Raw genomic sequence first — 17,600 nt, 5'->3', positions numbered from 1 at the left:
TAGACAAGCGGACACGCCGCATGCTGGCGTGCCTATAGCTTATCCCTTGTCGAAAGGAAAGAACTCTTTCGCAAGGTGTTCGCGCATCAGTTGAACACGCGGCGCGGGTGAAATTCACCACCGGCGATCTCACCGATTGCGACAAGCTTGCCGCCAGCAGTCGCGAACGCTTCCGGTTCAGCCACCGGCGCAGAACGCCCTCGCAGCAGAATTGCGTTGCCCATTCTGAGACGGTGTGCCTGATCATCGGTGATCGCGATATGCGGCAAACTGGAAAGTGCTTCACTGGTGTCGATAAGATGTACGTCCAGTTGAGCAAGGCGTTCTTCGCGGTCTTCTATCTGCTCCAGAGCGACCAGATCAGACAGCTTGACCATCTTTTCTTCTGCGAACGGTGCAACGAATGTGCGCCGAAGTGTCGAAATGTGACCATAGCAACCGAGATCGCGGCCCATGTCGCGTGCAAGTGCCCGCACATACGTGCCTTTGCCGCATTCGACTTCGAAAAGCGCGCTGTTCTCATCGGGGCAGCTAAGCAAAGTCAGCCGATAGATGTCCACATCACGGGCGGGGATGTCGACCTGCTCACCCTCACGGGCGAGATCATAGGCCCGTTCACCGGCTATCTTGATGGCGGAGAACTGCGGTGGGATCTGGCTGATCGTCCCGGTGTAATTCGGCAGCAAGGCGGCGATTGCCTCTTGCGAAGGACGAACATCGGACGACTGGGTGACACTGCCCTCCAGGTCGTCGGTTGATCGTTCTTCGCCCCATGTGACTGTGAATTCGTAGATCTTGCGACCGTCCATCACATAAGGGACCGTCTTCGTTGCATCTCCCAATGCAATCGGCAACATACCGGAGGCCAGCGGATCGAGGGTTCCGGCGTGTCCCGCCTTCTGGGCGTTTAACAGCCATTTGATCTTGCCGACAGCCTCCGTCGAACCGAAGTCAACGGGCTTGTCGAGGATGAGCCAGCCCGAAATCGGACGGCCCTTGGGTTTTCTGGGTTTTGACATCAGGCCTCAGTTTTGGTCTTCGTCATCATCGCGATTGAGATCGCGAGCGACCTCGGGCGAGCGCAGAAGATTGTCGATCTTCTGGTAATTGTCGAAGCTGGTATCGTCGCGGAACCGGATCTCGGGCATGTATTTCATCTGCCGGAGCTGTGGTCCAAGACGTCCACGAATGAATTTCGCATTGTTGTTGAGTGCAGTGATGATCGACTCGTGGTCGCTCATTCCCAGCGGGGTCACATAGGCTGTTCCAATCTTGAGGTCCGGCGACATCCGGACTTCAGAGATGCTGATAACGGTCTTTTCGATCAGCGGATCGCGCACTTCGCCGCGCTGCAGAACCTGTGTCAGGGCTGCGCGGACCTGTTCTCCAACACGCAGCATGCGCTGCGATGGAGCTGATGATGTAGGTTTGGACATAAGTCTAGCCTTAAAGCAAAGCGGGCGCCGAAAGTCCGGCGCCCGTTGTTCTTGCCGGTAAGCGTTCAGTTTTACAGCGTGCGCGTTATATGCTCAACGCGGAAGCACTCGATCGTGTCGCCAGCGCGAATGTCTTCGTAGTTTTCGAAGGCCATACCACATTCCTGACCGACCGGCACTTCCGAGACTTCGTCCTTGAAGCGCTTCAGCGTCTTGAGCTTGCCTTCGTGGATGACGACATTGTCGCGCACCAGGCGAACGCCTGCGCCACGTTCCACCTTGCCTTCGACGACGCGGCAACCTGCGACCTTGCCCACCTTGGTGATGTTGAACACCTCCAGGATTTCGGCATTGCCGAGGAATGTTTCGCGCCGTTCCGGCGAAAGCAGACCGGACATTGCTGCCTTAACGTCATCAACCAGATCGTAGATGATGTTGTAGTAGCGGATCTCGATGCCTTCACGCTCGGCCAGCTGACGTGCCTGCGAATTGGCGCGGACATTGAAGCCGATGATCGCAGCACCTGAAGCTTCCGCAAGCGAGATATCGGACTCTGTGACGCCACCGACGCCGGAGTGAACGATCCGCGCGCGGACTTCGTCTGTGCCGAGTTTCTCAAGTGCGCCGGCAATGGCTTCGATCGAGCCCTGTACGTCGCCCTTGATCAGCAGCGGGAATTCCTTCAGGCCGGAGGACTGAAGCTGGCTCATCATCTGCTCGAGCGATCCCCGCGAACCGGACTGACGGGCAGCCGCCTTGTCGCGGGCCAGACGCTGGCGATATTCAGACACTTCACGTGCACGGGCTTCGTTCTCAACCACGGCAAACTTGTCGCCGGCACGCGGTGTACCCGACAGGCCGAGGACTTCGACCGGCATGGCTGGACCCGCTTCCTTGACGTGGTCGCCCTTGTCGTTGACCAGAGCACGAACGCGGCCCCACTGATCGCCGGCCACAAGAATCTGGCCAGGCTTGAGTGTACCCTTCTGAACGAGCACCGTTGCAACCGAACCACGACCACGGTCGAGCTGGGCTTCGATCACTGTACCTTCGGCAGTGCGGTCCGGGTTTGCCTTGAGGTCAAGGATTTCCGACTGCAGCAGGATCGCTTCGAGCAGCTTGTCGAGGTTGGTGCGGTTCTTGGCAGAAACTTCCACGTCGAGAACTTCACCGCCCATCGATTCAACAAAGACTTCGTGCTGGAGCAGCTGATTGCGAACCTTCTGCGCGTCAGCAGAGGGCTTGTCGATCTTGTTGATCGCCACGATGATCGGAACACCTGCCGCCTTGGCGTGATTGATGGACTCGATCGTCTGCGGCATCACGCTGTCGTCTGCGGCAACCACAAGGATCGCGATATCCGTCGCCTGAGCACCGCGGGCACGCATTGCGGTAAAGGCGGCGTGGCCGGGAGTGTCGATAAACGTGATCTTCTGGCCGTTCTGCTCGACCTGATAAGCGCCAATATGCTGGGTAATGCCGCCGGCTTCACCAGAAACAACATTGGCATGACGGATGGCGTCGAGCAGCGAGGTCTTACCGTGGTCGACGTGACCCATGATGGTGACGACCGGAGGACGCGGAACCAGCTCGCCGTCGTCATCGCTGACATCGAAGATGCCTTCTTCGACGTCGGATTCAGAAACGCGCTTCACTGTGTGACCAAATTCGGTCGCGATGAGTTCGGCAAGGTCGGCGTCAATGACGTCGCCTGGCTTCATCATCTGACCTTCCTTCATCAGGTACTTGATCACATCGACGGCCCGTTCGGACATACGCTGCGACAATTCCTGAATAGTGATGGTTTCCGGCAGAATAACCTCGCGCATAACCTTTTCACGGGTTTCCTGCATTTGGCTGCGACGGAACTTCTCCTGACGACGACGCATGGCCGAAAGCGAGCGGCCGCGCGGGTTGCCCTCTTCGTCAACATTTGCAGTCGTGATTGTCAGCTTGCCACGGCGACGGTCTTCCTCGGCCTTCGGGCGAGCAGGAGCCTTTGCAGGCTCAGGACGCACGACCTTGCCGCGGTTCGGACCTCTGGGCGCAGAGCGGCTTTCGCTCTCGTCTGCTTCGTCCTTGCGTCCACGGATAATCGGTGGAGGCGCTGAACGCGGTGCGGCGGGCGCAGCCGGAGCAGCAGGTTCTGCTGCCTTTTCAGGAGCGGGCGGTGCGGCCGCCTCTGCAGCAGCCTGGATAGCAGCTTCTGCTTCCTGGCGCTTGGCCTCTTCTATGGCTTCCAGCCGTGCTTTTTCTTCCTCTACCTTGCGAATTGCTTCGGCTTCGGCGCGCTGCTTGGCTTCGATGACGTCCCGAGCCTGCGCTTCAACCAGCGCCTTGCGGCGCGCTTCCATTTCGCCAGCAGAAAGATCGTGCAGCACATTGCCGCGTGGACGTTCTTGACGTTCCGGGCGGGGCGGTGTGTTCGGCTTTACCTGCTGATGGACGCGGGTCTGTTGCGTCGGCTGTTGACGCGTCGGTGCTGCGGGCTCGCTTGCGCGAGGGGCAACAGGCGCTGCGGTAGGCTTCTCGTCCTCTGGACGGGCCACGCGCCGCTTTCTCGTCTCGACTACGACCGCTTTCGTCCGACCGCGCCCCATGTCCTGGCGCACGGTACCTTGAGTTACGCCGGATGGTTTGAGGCTAAGAGTCTTCTTGGCCCCTGTGCTGGTCGTATTGTCGTCTTTGCTATCGGTCATTCCGTTCCCGTTCCTTCGGACTGGGACGGATGATACCATCAGGCCCAGTCGTAAATATGCTGTCGCTTGCTGCGGTTGCCGGCCTTCGCCAGTGACCGCGTCATCGGTCTGTAGTGTCGGCGCGCCGCGCGGGCAGCTCGCCAATGCGATAGAGCTCAAGCAGCTTTGCGCGCTTCACTACACCCACACCTGCCTGCCCTGCAAGCACTGCGGCATGGATAAACGCGTTCTGACCCATCAGAGCCTCCATTTGTAATCCCGAAAACGGTTTGAAAACGGGTATTTCCGTTTCGGCTCCGGTTCCGAGAAACCAGGCTTTTCGAGCCTGATCTATCTTGCGGACACCGTCTGCGGCGGCATCCTGAGAATGAAAGACCGCATGTGCGGCCCCGCCGCGTACGGCGTTTTCAACTTTCATCGACCCGATGACGAACTGCCCGGCCTTGCGAGCGAGGTTCATCATGCCGGCCAGATCGGCGGCGAGTAGGCGATCCACGGTCTCACCGAGATCGGCATCTGCCTTGACGTCCGCCTTGAGTGCGCGGGCGAAGAGCTTCTTCGCCACCGCCTTGTCAACCGCTGCCCGGCTGATCGATACCCAGCATCCCCGTCCGGGAAGCTTGCGCTTCAGGTCGGGATAAATGGTGCCGTCAGGCCCGGCCACGAAACGGATCAACGTTTCCGGTGTTCCGCTAACACGTGTGACGATGCAGGTGCGGTCGTTCATCGGTGCCTCTGCCGGCTCATCATTATCTGCCGAGGCATCCGTCTGTCCGACCCCCATCATCAGTTTTGTTCTGCGCTGTCGGCCTCTTCGCCTTCAACTTCCTCTTCTACAGGCTGAGCGAGGTCCTCCTCGGTGATCCAGCCAGCGATCAAACGGGCCTGAACGACCATGTTTTCAGCTTCGGCACGAGAAACGTCGAACTTCGAGAACAGTCCCTCGAACTTCTTGGTCTCGCCATTCTTGCGTTCGCTCCAGCCGACCAGATCGTCCGATGCGCAACCGGCAAAATCTTCGATCGACTTGATGCCGTCCTCGCCGAGCGCAACCATCATCTGCGATGTCATGCCGTCGATCTGGCGCAATTCGTCCAATACGCCGAGTGACTGGCGCTTGGCATCCATTTCCGCTTCGATCTTTTCCAGATATTCGCGCGCACGGGTCTGGATTTCTTCGGCGGTGTCGTCATCGAAGCCTTCGATCGAGGCAATTTCCTCGAGCTCAACATAGGCAAGTTCCTGCACCTGGGCAAAGCCCTCGGATGCCAGAACCTGGCCAACCATTTCGTCGACGTCGAGCGCCTCCATGAAAAGGTTGGTGCGTTCGTTGAATTCCTTCTGACGACGCTCCGACTCTTCTGCTTCGGTCATGATGTCGATGTCCCAGCCAGTCAGCTGAGAAGCAAGGCGAACGTTCTGACCGCGGCGACCGATGGCGAGCGAAAGCTGCTCGTCCGGAACCACGACTTCGATACGTTCTGCATCTTCGTCCAGAACAACCTTTGCCACTTCAGCAGGCTGAAGCGCATTGACGATGAAGGAAGCCGGATCCTGGCTCCACGGAATGATATCGATCTTTTCACCCTGCAGTTCGCCGACAACGGCCTGAACACGGCTACCGCGCATACCAACGCAGGCGCCGACTGGGTCGATCGAGGAATCGTTCGAGATGACGGCGATCTTGGCGCGCGAACCCGGGTCACGGGCAACCGACTTGATCTGGATAATCCCGTCGTAGATTTCCGGCACTTCCATGGTGAACAGCTTCACCATGAACTGCGGATGGGTGCGCGACAGGAAGATCTGCGGGCCGCGCTGTTCGCGACGCACGTCATAAACATAGGCGCGAACACGGTCGCCGTAGCGGAAAGCTTCGCGCGGAATCATTTCATCGCGGCGGATGATGCCTTCGCCACGACCGAGATCCACGATCACGTTGCCATATTCGACGCGCTTGACGGTGCCGTTGACGATCTCGCCGATGCGATCCTTGAACTCGTCGAACTGACGGTCACGCTCGGCTTCGCGAACTTTCTGAACGATGACCTGCTTGGCAGACTGAGCTGCGATACGGCCAAAATCCATCGGCGGCAGAGGATCGGCAATGAAGTCGCCGATCTTCGCTTCGATGTTACGGTCGCGCGCCAGTTCCAAAGCGATCTGCGTGGAATAGTCCTCGACGGTCTCGACCACTTCCAGCAGACGCTGGAGGCGGATCTCGCCGGTTTTGGAATTGATGTCGGCGCGAATGTTGGTTTCGCTGCCATAGCGCGAGCGGGCGGCTTTCTGAATAGCATCGGCCATTGCCGCGAGCACGATTTCGCGGTCGATTACCTTCTCGCGGGCGACCGCATCAGCGATCTGCAAGAGTTCGAGCCGATTAGCACTGACTGCCATTATCTTAAGTCTCCGTCTTCCTGCCGGGGAGCCCCCTCGGTGGTTGCTGTTCCGTTATTCGGTGTCTTCTTCGCCGTTCTGATTGGCGGCCTGCGCACGGGCAAGCTTGTCTGCCTTCAATGCGTCGCGAATGAGATCGTCGGTCAGGATCAGCTTCGCTTCCGCGAGTGCGGAAAATGGGATGCTGACCCGTGGTTCTTCGCCGTAAGCTGCCTGGTCGCGTTCTAGGGTGAAGCCGTCACTGTCGACATCGGCAATCTTGCCGCGAAACCGCTTGCGGTTGTCCACCATGATCGACGTTTCACACTTGACGATGTGACCCTGCCAGCGCCTGAAGTCAGACACACGGACCATGGGCCTGTCGATGCCCGGCGAGGACACTTCCAGATGATATGCCTTGTCGACCGGATCGTCGACATCAAGAACGGGAGAAATTGCCATAGACAATTCTTCGCAGTCCTCGACGGTCATCGTTCCGTCTTCACGTTCCGCCATCACCTGAAGTGTAAGGCCGTTCTGATTCATCAGTCGCGCGCGAACGAGCTTGAAGCCCATTCCAACGACCACAGGCTCGATGATTTCAGCGATGCGCCTGTCAAGTCCGGTTTCGACGATCAGCCGTGGCTCGCCACGTGCAGGGGTTTCGTCAGACAATCGTATTCCTCCTGGGCCAGAAGCCCGCTCAGTCTGTTCGCCAAATAAAAAAGAGCGGGTCCTCGCGGCCCACTCTTCATCTGGCGATCAAGAATTTATCGGGCTTATACGCCACGCTTAAATGAAATGCAAGGTTTTCGGGACCGCCCTGAAATCGAGAGTGGTCGCGGAAGTCGCGCTGGAAAAACGACCGGCAGCTGCCGGTGTTTTTGATCGAAATGCTATAGGCGCAGCCGCTTCGATCGTCGTATATCTGAAACATATTGAATCGCTTCGTCGGGAAAAGCCGTGCCAGATAGACGATCTCCCTTGGCGCCTTTGGGCAATCATGTGTTTCTCACCATATGGCTCGCCAGCATCACCTCGAATTTTGGGGCACTCATACAGGACGTCGGCGCTGCCTGGATGATGACCTCCATCTCCTCGTCAAAGGACATGGTGGCCCTGGTTCAGGCGTCGAACACAGCCCCGATCATGTTCTTTTCGCTGATCGCGGGCGCGGTCGCTGACGGGTTCAACCGGCGGCGGGTTTTGTTGTTGAGCCAGCTTTTCCTTCTGATTGTATCGGCATTGTTGGCGATCTTTGCCTTTCTGGGTCACATGACGCCCTGGCTTCTATTGGCGTTCACATTCCTGATCGGATGTGGAACGGCCATGAACAATCCGTCCTGGCAGGCGTCGGTCGGCGATATTGTCGGCAAGGAGGATGTGCCAGCAGCAGTGTCGCTGAATAGTGTCGGCTATAATATTACCCGCAGCGTCGGTCCGGCAATCGGCGGCTTCATTGTTGCGGTGGCCGGCGTTGCCGCAGCCTTTGCCGTAAACGCTGTCAGCTATATCGCGATGATCTTTGCGATATTCCGCTGGAAGCCGGAATATCCCGTAAGCCAGTTGCCCCGGGAAAGCCTCGGTCAGGCAATCGCGGCCGGACTGCGTTACGTTTCGATGTCGCCCAATCTGATGAAGGTGATGTTCCGGGGCTTTCTGTTCGGCTTTGCCGCCGTATCAATATTGTCGCTCTTGCCCATCGTCGCGAAAGATAACCTGAATGGCGGCCCGCTTGTCTTCGGTGGTCTGCTTGGCGCGTTTGGCGTCGGGGCGATCATCGGCGCCTTGTCCAACGGTCGTCTTCGAGAATATCTCTCGAGCGAGCAGATCGTCCGTTGTTCCTTTGCAGGCTTTGCGGTTGCGGCGGCTGTGTGCGGTGTCAGCACCCATTTCTGGCAGGTGGCGCCAGCCTTGGTATTGGCTGGCGGTTGCTGGGTGCTGTCGCTTTCGCTCTTCAACACCGTAGTCCAGCTCTCCACCCCGCGCTGGGTCGTTGGCCGGGCGCTTTCCCTTTATCAGACAGCCACATTTGGCGGCATGGCACTGGGAAGCTGGATCTGGGGCGTGGTTGCGGAAAATCATGGTGTGACAGAAGCGCTGTCGATATCGGCAATCGTGCTCATGGTTGGTGTAGCCGTCGGCTTCTGGCTCGCCATGCCGGCGTTTGCAACGCTGGATCTCGATCCTCTCAACAGGTTCAACGAACCTGCCCTTCGTCTTGATCTTCGACCGCGCAGCGGACCCGTCGTCGTGCAGATCGACTATGAAATTCGCGATGTGGATCTGCCTGAATTTCTGCGGTTGATGGTGGAACGGCGGCGCATCCGCCTTCGCGACGGTGCACGCAACTGGACCCTGATGCGCGATCTGGAAAATCCGGATATCTGGACCGAGTCCTATCACACGGCTACCTGGGTGGAATATGTGAGGCATAACCAGAGGCGCACCAAGGCCGATGCCGATACGACAGACAGGTTGCTTGCCTTGCACAGCGGGCCTGAAAAACCGCGCGTGCACCGCATGATCGAGCGTCAGGCCATTCCCCGCGCCAATGACGTCTTTCACCAGGTTCATATCGAACCGCGCTGACGTCCAGGTTTATTTCAGCTTGGATTTCAGCGACGCATCGGGAAAGCATGTGGGCTTCAGGCCGGCCTTTGCCTGCCATTCCCCCAGCGATCGCCGTGTCTTGTAACCTGCAAGGCCGTCCACCGTGCCCACATCATAACCCTTGGCCACAAGCGCCTTCTGCATAGCCAACACATCGGATCGCAACATTTTTCCGACATCGCCCCACCGCCCAGAAAACGATCCTGATCCATAGGTGATACGGTCAGCCAGATTGCCGATGAAAAGCGCATAGAGATCGGAATTGTTATATTCCTTGATCACATAGAAATTCGGCGTGACAACGAATTCCGGGCCGTCTGTCCCGGCTGGCACGAGCATCATGCCGGGTGAATTCATCTCATGCGATGGAAATGGCTTTCCTGACACGCGAGAGATTCCCGTTGCCGCCCATCCAGATATCGGCTTGGCCCTGTCAGGTCCTTCCTGCGCGCAGGTGACATGATCGGGTATGCTGACTTCGAAACCCCAGTCCCGGCCCTTTTGCCAACCGCTCTTGGAAAGATAGTTGGCGATGGAGGCAAGACTGTCCGGCACCGAGCGCCAGATATCGCGCTTGCCGTCTCCATCGAAGTCCACGGCATATTTAAGGTAACTCGACGGCATGAATTGCGGCTGTCCCAATGCACCCGCCCACGACCCCATCATGTTTTCTGCCGCCATATCGCCGCCGCCGACAATATGCAGAGCAGAGATCAATTCCTGGCGAAACATGTCCTTGCGCGTCGACATGAAGGCCTTCGTTGCCAGAACTTCAAGCGCTGGATGAGGGAGCTTGGCACGGCCAAATCCGGACTCACGACCCCAGATCGCAACTATGATGCCCGCTGGAACCCCATAGGTCGCTTCGATCTTGCGCAAGGTCGAAGCGTGTTGCGAGGCAAGCGACCGTCCGGCTGCAGCGAGACCTTGCAGGCGCTTTTCGGAAAAATAGGCACCCGGCGAGGAAAACTCCGCCTGACTTTGTTTGCGCGCTTTGGGCGCCGCACTGCCGGGCGGAACGAGATCGGGAAGATCCCAATCCAGCGCCAGGCTCTTGGTGGCCTTGTCGAAGGTTGTGCGGGAGATGCCGGACGCTTGCGCAGACGGCCAAAGGTCCTGCTGAAGCCAGGTGCGAAACTGGCTCTCGACCTCCGCCTTGGAGGCCGCATTAGCGATCGATGGCGTTATCGCCGAAAGCATCGCTATTGCCGCGATGCCGCCGAGCAAAAGCGAGCGGCTAGTCGAGCGGCAGCCACCCATATCGCGCTTCAATCGCGCGCCTGTAGTCCGTATCAGTCTGGCGAGGTGCCCTGCGGATATAGTTTTCTGCAACATCGCGCGTTTCTCCTGTCAGCCCGTCGAGATAGGCGAAGATATCGTCCAGACCGGGTTTCGGTCCGGGTGGTTCAAGTCCGGGCGGCAAACCCGTCCAGATGATGTGGTCAAAGCCGCGCGCCTCAGCCCATTGCGGCAGATGCTCGATATAGAGTGGAGCGGCGTCCCCTTGTGACCAGCGCCCGATATGCTGTTGTCCGAGCGCGGCGGGAATACCTTCCCTTTTGCGCAGGGCGTCACAGGCGGCGTCCAGATCGTTTCCGTTTTCCATCATGGCGAAGAGAGAGCGAACCCGGAAATCCGTTTCCGTCAAAGCCAATGTCAAACGTCCGTCCTTTGCCTTGCGGGCGAACTCCACCTGGATCAGAGGACCATCGGCAAACCATTGCCGACGGATGGGCAGTTCACGCGGGCTCCAGATGAGCGAACCCCAGCCAAGGCATGCAATCGAGGCCATGCGCTCCTCCGGTTCGGTCAGATTGCCGTCCTGGCCCGCAAGGCCGCCGAAAGCGTTCCCTCGTCAAGATAATCGAGCTCGCCGCCAACAGGCACACCATGCGCAAGACGGGTAATTTTCACATCCATTTCGGCCAGATGATCGGTGATATAATGCGCTGTAGTCTGTCCCTCGACCGTGGCATTGACGGCGATGATAACTTCCTTGACCCCGCCTTCGGATACCCGATTGATCAATCCCCGGATATTCAGATCTTCCGGTCCCACGCCATCCAGCGGGGACAGCGTTCCGCCAAGCACATGATAGGCGACATTCATGGCGCTGGCGCGCTCCAGTGCCCAGAGATCGGAGACATCCTCCACGACGATGATAGTCGATTGCTCGCGTCGCTCATCCGTGCAGACTGTGCAGGGATCGGATGTATCGACATTGCCGCAACGCGAGCAGATCTTGACCTTGTCGAAAGCCTCGCCCATTGCCGAGGCGAGTGGCCCCATCAATTGGTCTTTCTTCTTGATAAGGTGCAGGGCAGCCCGTCGCGCCGAGCGTGGGCCGAGCCCCGGCACTTTTGCCAGAAGCTGGATGAGTTTTTCAATTTCGGGACCGGTGACTCGCTTTGCCATTGCCTGCTTCTAGCCGATATCATCGACAAACGGAATCGTCGAAAGAAAGAGATCCTTATGAAAATCACCGCCGTCTGTATGGGGCATGCCCAGCGCCTGTCAGGCCTCAACTACAAGACGGGAATAGACAAGTCTCCCATCGGTGGTCCTGTGATGGTGGATTCCGAAGGACTCGTCGGAGACGCCATCTGCAATCGCAAGCACCATGGCGGTGTCGATCAGGCTATCTATCTTGAAGGCGGCGAGACGATGGCCTGGTGGGCAACGGAATTGGGGCGAGAAATGCCGCCCGGCATCTTCGGCGAGAACCTGGTGATTGACGGTGTCGACAATCGCGATCTGGCCGCCGGTGACCGGTTCCAGATCGGCGATATCATTCTTGAGGTCACGTCCGCACGCATACCCTGCAATACATTTGCGGCGCGCATGGGCGACAAGACATTTGCCAGACTCTACAGCAAGGCAGCGCGCCCCGGAGCCTATTGTCGGGTCATTGCAGGCGGCTTTGTGGAAAGCGGAATGGAAGTGTCGCTCCAGCCCTACAGCGGAGACCGGATCGGCTTGCCAGAACTCATGGTCAATTTCGGCCGTAAGTTAGAAGGCGAGGCGAGGGCGCGCTATCTGGCGGCCCCGGTTCATTACAAGATCAAGGCTCTGATTGCCTGAGGCTGACAGATAGCTCGATCAGTTTCGCGCGGCAATGGCCGCTGCCGCTCCGGCCATCAGTCCAGCACTCGTTCGATTGGCGATCCGCATTGCCGGCGTGCTTTTCAGCAACAACCGCGCCTTGGCGGCGAGGAACACCCAACTGAGGTCAACCACGGCAAGAACGATCACCATCGTCAGCGTCAGTTCTATCCAGCCGACAAAGCTGACATGGGCAAGGTCCACGAGTGTCGGCAGCAGGGCCACGTAAAACAGCATGATCTTCGGGTTGCCGAGTGTAACCGACATCCCGGCGAGAAACAGTCGCCGCGGCGAATGGGTATCCGGCAAGATTTCTTCTGCGGAGTGGACGGGCGCATTCCACATCTTCCATGCCAGAAACAGAAGATAGGCAACGCCTGCCCATTTGATGCCGACAAAAAGCAGATGGAAGCGCTCGGCAACGGACGAAAGACCGGCAACCGCAAACGAAAGCCAGATTGCCTCCCCGATCCACATGGCAATTATAAACGGCAGGACATCACGGTAGCCATGGGAAAGCACGCGCGCCACCAGGGCTGCAATGCTGGGGCCCGGTGAGCCCGCAGCAACAACAAGAGCACCTGCGAAGATCAGCAGCGATGCCAGTGTCATGTCTTACCCCCACGATGCGGGCGATCAGAACGGCAGCTTCATGCCTGGAGGAATGGGTAGGCCGGCTGTCACTTCCTTGGTCTTTTCTGCCGTTACGGCTTCGGCCTTGTCCTTGGCATCCTTGTGGGCAGCCACGATCAGGTCTTCGAGAATTTCGACGTCATCTTCCTTGAAGAGCGATGGATCGATCTTCAGGCCCTTCAACTCTCCCTTGCCGGTCATCGTGACGGTGACGAGGCCACCACCGGATTTGCCTACGACTTCGAGCTCGGCGATTTCCGCCTGCATCTTCTCCATCTTCGCTTGCATTTCCTTGACCTTGCCCATCATGCCCATGATGTCGCGCATGGCTCAATCTCCCTTGTCCTGTTATCGGATACTGATGCTAGAATTCGATGTCGTCGCCCGGCAGGATATCGCCCTCGTCGGATTCCACCACAGCGGGCGCAACGATAGTTTCCTCTTCCAACTCGGCAGCCCGGATGCGAACATCGGTGACCTTTGCACCAGGAAAGCGCGAAAGAATGGCAATGACGTCGGGATCCTGTCGTGCGTCCTGGAACTGCGCTTCGCGCCGCGAGGCCTCAACCTGTGAAAGCGTTGGCTGGCCTTCGGATTTGCTCAGCATGACCATCCAGCGAATGGAGGTCCATTCTTCCAGACGGCGCTGCAGATCATTGGCCAGAGATGCAGGAGCTTCCGGCGGCAGATTGATCTCCAGCTTGCCTGGTTCCAGTCGAACCAGCCGGACATAGCCGCGAACCAGCGCACGCAATTTGGGGTCGCGATTTTTCGAGCAAAGCTCGGATATGTCCTCAAGCGAATTGATAGGCACGCTCATGACGGGTTCTGCGGCCGGACGGGTGTCGGGACGTATCGCCTCTAATGGACGCGTCTCGGGACTTGATGGAACCGCCTGAAGTCTCGCGACTGTCGCGCCACCGGAAGGTTGCCCAGCATAGCCGCCCGACGATTGGCCGACGGCTTGCGTCCGCATCATCTGCTGTCCGCCGCCATTGCCGTTTCCGCTCGGACGTTGCGGTGCGCTGGCACCGCTATCGGACGAAATTTCGGCAAGTCGACGTGCAGCATCTTCGGGCGACGGCAGGTTTGCCGCATGCGCCAGACGAATGATCACCATCTCGGCCGCGCCGGCCGGCCGCGCGGAATTTTCAGCCTCGGTAATGCCCTTCAGCAGCATCTGCCACATACGCGACAGCGTCGTGATGGCAACGCCTTCGGCAAACTCGATGCCGCGTACACGCTCCACTTCGCTCAGCGAAGGATCCTGTGCGGCAGTCGGGATATATTTGAGGCGCGTCACCAGATGGGTGAAATCGGCAAGATCTGTCAGCACCACGGTTGGGTTGGCACCGGCTTCATATTGACCCGCAAATTCTTCCAGCGCTGCCGCCGCGTCGCCGGTAATGATGTGATGAAAAAGATCGACAATGCGCGCACGGTCGGCAAGGCCCAGCATGCCGCGCACTGCATCGGCCTGAACCGATCCGCCGCCATGGGCAATGGCCTGATCGAGCAGGGACAGACCGTCGCGGGCCGAACCCTCTGCTGCACGGGCAATCATGGCCAGTGCTTCGTCCTCGACGTCGATCCCCTCCTTGGAGGAGATCGTCGAGAACAGGCCAACCAGATCGGCTGCGGATATTCGGCGAAGGTCGAACCGCTGGCAACGTGAGAGGACCGTAATCGGCACTTTGCGAATTTCGGTCGTCGCGAAAATGAACTTCACATGCTCCGGTGGTTCTTCAAGCGTCTTCAGCAGGCCGTTGAAAGCCTGTGTCGACAGCATGTGAACCTCGTCGATGATGTAGACTTTGTAGCGCGCCGATACAGGGCGATAGCGCACCTGCTCGATGATCTCACGAATATCGTCGATACCGGTATGCGAGGCAGCATCCATCTCGATGACGTCGACATGGCGGCCTTCCATGATCGCCTGGCAATGTTCGCCGGGGATTCTCAGATCGATCGTCGGCTTGTCGATTTCATCGGTTTTATAATTGAGCGCCCGCGCCAGAATTCTGGCCGTTGTCGTCTTGCCCACACCGCGAACGCCGGTCAGCATATAGGCTTGCGCAATACGTCCTGTCTCGAACGCATTGGTCAGTGTTCTGACCATCGGCTCCTGGCCGACCATCAGATCTGAGAAATCCTTTGGGCGATATTTGCGGGCAAGGACGCGGTAACCGCTGGATACGGAACTCTTGTTCGGCGCTGTCGGCTCGATTTCGCTCATGAAGCTGCCGGCATCCTCGTCCGCCCTGTGGTTCCGGGCATAATCGCCGGCGCAATACACCGGCATTCCGAAAGAAAAGGTGGGAGGCTGGCACGATGACCCGTGCCGGGCTCGTTAGGGCTGCTTCCTTCCGGACCTGACCCGGTTGGCGAGTGGCTCGTCCACCACCAACCTCCCGACAGCACATATCGTCAATAACGTTCTCAAATGCAAGCCAAGGCGTCAAAAAACTGCTATGAGAAAAAAATGCTTTAAGGGAATGCCGCCGATGCCATCAAGGTCGTTTGAAATGGATGAAAGGTTGCTGCGTGACAGCAAGCCGCTTGTGACGCTTGAGCTATGCCAGGCTAGACTGATGGATGATTGCCGCTGGCCCTGGGTAATTCTGGTGCCGCAGAGGAAGGGCATCACCGAGTTGTTCGAGCTCACGCCACTGGATCAAGCCGTCCTCACATTCGAGCAGATGACCGTGGCTGCCGCCATGAAAGAGACCACTTCGGCCACGAAGATTAATGTCGCGGCGATTGGAAATATCGTTCGTCAGCTACATATACACGTGATCGCCCGCACTGAAGGCGACGCTAACTGGCCCGGGCCGGTCTGGGGATTTGGAACTGCGGAACCCTATGCGTCAGATCAGGAAGACGAATTCAAAAACAGGTTCCTAAAAGCGCTTCACCGATGATGAAATCCATATTCGATACCGACGCACCTCACCCAGAGGCCAGCAGCCTGACGGCCTTTGCCCAGAACGCCCTGGAAACAAGGTCCGAACTTCGCGACGAGAATTCCCTTGAAGAGGCCTTCAAATTTGATGGGGTGCACGCACTGGCCTTTGCCGGCGACAAACTGATCCTCAAGCATGACCGACAGATACTTGATCCGCTTTTCGCACCTTACGAACTAACGTCACTCGATCCGGATCCCGATAACGCGGTTCTTCTTGGTTACCTGGCAAGCGGTGAGCCGAGGCTTGCGGTTCCGGTCGGCATCGATCCCGAGACACTGCCCGAACTCTACAAAGCCATCGGCGCACGCTCCCTTTATCGTGATGCATTACTGGATGACGGACTGGTGAGCGAAGCAGCCCAGGGCTTTTCCCTGCTCCACTGGAATGCAACCAACCGGTTTTGCGGCAAATGCGGTTCGCCAACGGTTTCGCAATTGGCGGGCTATCGGCGCAGTTGTAGCGCTTGCGGTCACCTGATGTTTCCGCGCACGGATCCCGTGGCGATCATGTTGGTCATTGATGAAGACGCTGATCGATGCCTGCTGGGCCGCAGCCCGCATTTCGCCGAAGGCATGTATTCCTGCCTTGCCGGTTTCGTAGAGCCCGGCGAGACAATCGAAAATGCAGTACGCCGCGAGACACTGGAGGAAGCTGGTATCCCGGTCGGAACCGTGCGCTACCATGCGTCGCAACCCTGGCCCATGCCTCATTCCCTGATGATCGGCTGCTATGGCCGAGCGGAAAGCACGGACATCAACTTCGACGGCAATGAACTGGAAGATTGTCGCTGGTTTACCCGAAGCGAAACGGAGGCAATGCTTGCGCGCGCTATCGGAGAAGGAAAGTCTGCTCCACCAAAGGGGGCAATCGCGCACCGGTTGATGCGCGACTGGCTGGAATGGAGCGCTTCTTAGAGGCTCTTGCGCATGGGGTGGCCCGGATAGACGCCAAGGATGTGCACCTTCTCGGAAAAGAAGCGCAACTCCTCGAGCGCACGCTTGACCGGAAGGTCGTCCGGATGGCCCTGGATGTCGGCATAGAACTGTGTCGCAATGAACTTTCCGCCAATCTGGTAGCTTTCAAGCTTCGTCATGTTGATGCCGTTGGTAGCAAAGCCCCCCATGGCTTTATAGAGCGCCGCAGGAATGTTGCGCACGTTGAATACAAATGTCGTCACGAACAATTCGTCTGCATGGGTTCTCGTGCGAGCCTGTTCTTTCGGTGAAAGAACAACAAAGCGCGTCACGTTGTTCTCTGTATCCTCGACATTCTCGGCGATGATGTCGAGGCCATAGAGGTCAGCGGCAAGGCGCGGCGCAAGCGCCCCCATCGAGCGGTCACCGATCTCTGCCACCAGTTTGGCGGCCCCCGCAGTATCGCCGGCGACGACCGGTTTCCAGCCATTCGAACGAATGATTTTGCGGCACTGGCCGAGCGCATGAATATGGCTGTGAACGGTCTCGATCTCGTCACGGCCAACGCCCGGCAAAACCATCAACTGAAAGCGGATCGGCATGAAATATTCGCCGACGATATGCAGCTTGGACTCCGGCAACAGATAGTGGATATCAGCAACGCGGCCTGCGATGGTGTTTTCGATCGGGATCATGGCCAGATCGGCATCCCCGTTCTCAACGGCGACGAAGGCGTCCTCGAAAGTGGGGCAGGGCAGGGGCTCCATATCGGGAAACATGTCTCTGCAAGCCATGTCTGAGTTTGCACCATATTCGCCTTGAAAGGCAATTCTGTTCGTCTTGCTGGTCATGTGGGGT

General features: G+C 58.1%; 17 protein-coding genes and 1 other RNA gene. 4 read left to right on the top strand and 14 right to left on the bottom strand.

Annotation, left to right across the window (positions count from 1 at the left end):
• Nucleotides 1-86: 86 nt before the first annotated feature.
• The 6 genes from truB to rimP form a co-directional block, all read right to left on the bottom strand.
• Nucleotides 87-1,019, bottom strand: coding sequence for a tRNA pseudouridine(55) synthase TruB (gene truB / locus ACQQ2Q_RS06730; RefSeq protein ID WP_428186240.1), 933 nt, complete (start codon nt 1,017-1,019; stop codon nt 87-89).
• 6 nt (nt 1,020-1,025) lie between these two features.
• Entirely contained in the window at nt 1,026-1,436 is a 411-nt protein-coding gene (rbfA, locus tag ACQQ2Q_RS06725; RefSeq protein ID WP_428186239.1) for a 30S ribosome-binding factor RbfA, read from the bottom strand.
• A gap of 71 nt (nt 1,437-1,507) precedes the next feature.
• Nucleotides 1,508-4,135 carry a translation initiation factor IF-2 gene (gene infB, locus ACQQ2Q_RS06720; protein WP_428186238.1) on the bottom strand — a complete coding sequence of 876 codons (2,628 nt, stop codon included), beginning with the start codon at nt 4,133-4,135 and terminating at the stop codon, nt 1,508-1,510.
• Between the two features lie 100 nt (nt 4,136-4,235).
• The gene (locus tag ACQQ2Q_RS06715; RefSeq protein WP_428186237.1) at nt 4,236-4,922 is read right to left on the bottom strand and encodes an RNA-binding protein; all 687 of its coding nucleotides are present in this window, start codon (nt 4,920-4,922) and stop codon (nt 4,236-4,238) included.
• Complete coding sequence (gene nusA / locus ACQQ2Q_RS06710; RefSeq protein ID WP_428186236.1) at nt 4,922-6,535, bottom strand: transcription termination factor NusA; 1,614 nt, start codon at nt 6,533-6,535, stop codon at nt 4,922-4,924. Before nusA ends, ACQQ2Q_RS06715 begins: the two co-directional genes overlap by 1 nt.
• Before the next feature lie 54 nt (nt 6,536-6,589).
• Complete coding sequence (gene rimP / locus ACQQ2Q_RS06705; protein ID WP_428186235.1) at nt 6,590-7,189, bottom strand: ribosome maturation factor RimP; 600 nt, start codon at nt 7,187-7,189, stop codon at nt 6,590-6,592.
• A gap of 288 nt (nt 7,190-7,477) precedes the next feature.
• On the opposite strand from rimP, the gene ACQQ2Q_RS06700 reads away from it, so the two are divergent.
• Nucleotides 7,478-9,106 (top strand): MFS transporter, encoded by a 1,629-nt coding sequence (locus ACQQ2Q_RS06700; protein WP_428186234.1) that lies wholly within the window; start codon nt 7,478-7,480, stop codon nt 9,104-9,106.
• 9 nt (nt 9,107-9,115) lie between these two features.
• On the opposite strand, the gene ACQQ2Q_RS06695 is transcribed toward ACQQ2Q_RS06700, so the two are convergent.
• From ACQQ2Q_RS06695 to recR, 3 genes are read right to left on the bottom strand one after another with little or no spacing between them, the layout of a single operon-like run.
• Entirely contained in the window at nt 9,116-10,327 is a 1,212-nt protein-coding gene (locus ACQQ2Q_RS06695; RefSeq protein WP_428186501.1) for a lytic murein transglycosylase, read from the bottom strand.
• A 37-nt stretch (nt 10,328-10,364) separates the two neighbouring features.
• A complete protein-coding gene (locus ACQQ2Q_RS06690) occupies nt 10,365-10,919 on the bottom strand; it encodes a hypothetical protein (RefSeq protein WP_428186233.1) in 555 nt (184 codons plus the stop codon).
• A 17-nt stretch (nt 10,920-10,936) separates the two neighbouring features.
• Nucleotides 10,937-11,542 (bottom strand): recombination mediator RecR, encoded by a 606-nt coding sequence (gene recR / locus ACQQ2Q_RS06685; RefSeq protein WP_428186232.1) that lies wholly within the window; start codon nt 11,540-11,542, stop codon nt 10,937-10,939.
• A gap of 57 nt (nt 11,543-11,599) precedes the next feature.
• Here recR and ACQQ2Q_RS06680 point away from each other — a divergent pair, with 57 nt between their 5' ends.
• Nucleotides 11,600-12,208 carry an MOSC domain-containing protein gene (locus tag ACQQ2Q_RS06680; RefSeq protein ID WP_428186231.1) on the top strand — a complete coding sequence of 203 codons (609 nt, stop codon included), beginning with the start codon at nt 11,600-11,602 and terminating at the stop codon, nt 12,206-12,208.
• 18 nt (nt 12,209-12,226) lie between these two features.
• On the opposite strand, the gene ACQQ2Q_RS06675 is transcribed toward ACQQ2Q_RS06680, so the two are convergent.
• The 4 genes from ACQQ2Q_RS06675 to ffs all read right to left on the bottom strand — a co-directional run bounded on the left by ACQQ2Q_RS06675 (nt 12,227) and on the right by ffs (nt 15,274).
• Entirely contained in the window at nt 12,227-12,841 is a 615-nt protein-coding gene (locus ACQQ2Q_RS06675; protein WP_428186230.1) for a LysE family translocator, read from the bottom strand.
• Between the two features lie 24 nt (nt 12,842-12,865).
• Complete coding sequence (locus ACQQ2Q_RS06670; RefSeq protein WP_428186229.1) at nt 12,866-13,189, bottom strand: YbaB/EbfC family nucleoid-associated protein; 324 nt, start codon at nt 13,187-13,189, stop codon at nt 12,866-12,868.
• Between the two features lie 37 nt (nt 13,190-13,226).
• On the bottom strand, nt 13,227-15,098 hold the full coding sequence (locus ACQQ2Q_RS06665; RefSeq protein ID WP_428186228.1) for a DNA polymerase III subunit gamma/tau: 1,872 nt from the start codon (nt 15,096-15,098) through the stop codon (nt 13,227-13,229).
• 79 nt (nt 15,099-15,177) lie between these two features.
• An RNA gene (gene ffs, locus ACQQ2Q_RS06660) (signal recognition particle sRNA small type) lies at nt 15,178-15,274 on the bottom strand.
• A gap of 59 nt (nt 15,275-15,333) precedes the next feature.
• Between ffs and ACQQ2Q_RS06655 the strand changes: the two genes are divergently transcribed.
• Nucleotides 15,334-15,783 (top strand): HIT domain-containing protein, encoded by a 450-nt coding sequence (locus ACQQ2Q_RS06655; RefSeq protein ID WP_428186227.1) that lies wholly within the window; start codon nt 15,334-15,336, stop codon nt 15,781-15,783.
• Nucleotides 15,780-16,742, top strand: coding sequence for an NAD(+) diphosphatase (nudC, locus tag ACQQ2Q_RS06650; RefSeq protein WP_428186226.1), 963 nt, complete (start codon nt 15,780-15,782; stop codon nt 16,740-16,742). Before ACQQ2Q_RS06655 ends, nudC begins: the two co-directional genes overlap by 4 nt.
• Here the strand turns inward: nudC and ACQQ2Q_RS06645 are convergent.
• Nucleotides 16,739-17,593: a prephenate dehydratase gene (locus tag ACQQ2Q_RS06645; RefSeq protein WP_428186225.1), complete on the bottom strand. Its 855-nt coding sequence runs from the start codon at nt 17,591-17,593 to the stop codon at nt 16,739-16,741. The two genes, nudC and ACQQ2Q_RS06645, sit on opposite strands and share 4 nt — an antisense overlap.
• Nucleotides 17,594-17,600: the final 7 nt, after the last annotated feature.

The organism is Agrobacterium sp. ES01 (genome assembly GCF_050320885.1).
Lineage (GTDB): Bacteria > Pseudomonadota > Alphaproteobacteria > Rhizobiales > Rhizobiaceae > Allorhizobium.
Note: the sequence above shows the minus strand (reverse complement) of the source record. Positions and strands in the feature narration are given on the sequence as shown.

Bases quoted from the DNA above. Each gene is read 5' to 3' on its own strand.
- ACQQ2Q_RS06665 (WP_428186228.1), bottom strand. From the start codon at position 15,098: ATGAGCGAAATCGAGCCGACAGCGCCGAACAAGAGTTCCGTATCCAGC.
- truB (WP_428186240.1), bottom strand. From the start codon at position 1,019: ATGTCAAAACCCAGAAAACCCAAGGGCCGTCCGATTTCGGGCTGGCTC.
- ACQQ2Q_RS06675 (WP_428186230.1), bottom strand. From the start codon at position 12,841: ATGACACTGGCATCGCTGCTGATCTTCGCAGGTGCTCTTGTTGTTGCT.
- recR (WP_428186232.1), bottom strand. From the start codon at position 11,542: ATGGCAAAGCGAGTCACCGGTCCCGAAATTGAAAAACTCATCCAGCTT.
- ACQQ2Q_RS06670 (WP_428186229.1), bottom strand. From the start codon at position 13,189: ATGCGCGACATCATGGGCATGATGGGCAAGGTCAAGGAAATGCAAGCG.
- ACQQ2Q_RS06715 (WP_428186237.1), bottom strand. From the start codon at position 4,922: ATGATGGGGGTCGGACAGACGGATGCCTCGGCAGATAATGATGAGCCG.
- rbfA (WP_428186239.1), bottom strand. From the start codon at position 1,436: ATGTCCAAACCTACATCATCAGCTCCATCGCAGCGCATGCTGCGTGTT.
- ACQQ2Q_RS06655 (WP_428186227.1), top strand. From the start codon at position 15,334: ATGAGAAAAAAATGCTTTAAGGGAATGCCGCCGATGCCATCAAGGTCG.
- ACQQ2Q_RS06680 (WP_428186231.1), top strand. From the start codon at position 11,600: ATGAAAATCACCGCCGTCTGTATGGGGCATGCCCAGCGCCTGTCAGGC.
- ACQQ2Q_RS06645 (WP_428186225.1), bottom strand. From the start codon at position 17,593: ATGACCAGCAAGACGAACAGAATTGCCTTTCAAGGCGAATATGGTGCA.
- infB (WP_428186238.1), bottom strand. From the start codon at position 4,135: ATGACCGATAGCAAAGACGACAATACGACCAGCACAGGGGCCAAGAAG.
- nudC (WP_428186226.1), top strand. From the start codon at position 15,780: ATGATGAAATCCATATTCGATACCGACGCACCTCACCCAGAGGCCAGC.
- ACQQ2Q_RS06690 (WP_428186233.1), bottom strand. From the start codon at position 10,919: ATGGCCTCGATTGCATGCCTTGGCTGGGGTTCGCTCATCTGGAGCCCG.
- ACQQ2Q_RS06695 (WP_428186501.1), bottom strand. From the start codon at position 10,327: ATGCTTTCGGCGATAACGCCATCGATCGCTAATGCGGCCTCCAAGGCG.
- nusA (WP_428186236.1), bottom strand. From the start codon at position 6,535: ATGGCAGTCAGTGCTAATCGGCTCGAACTCTTGCAGATCGCTGATGCG.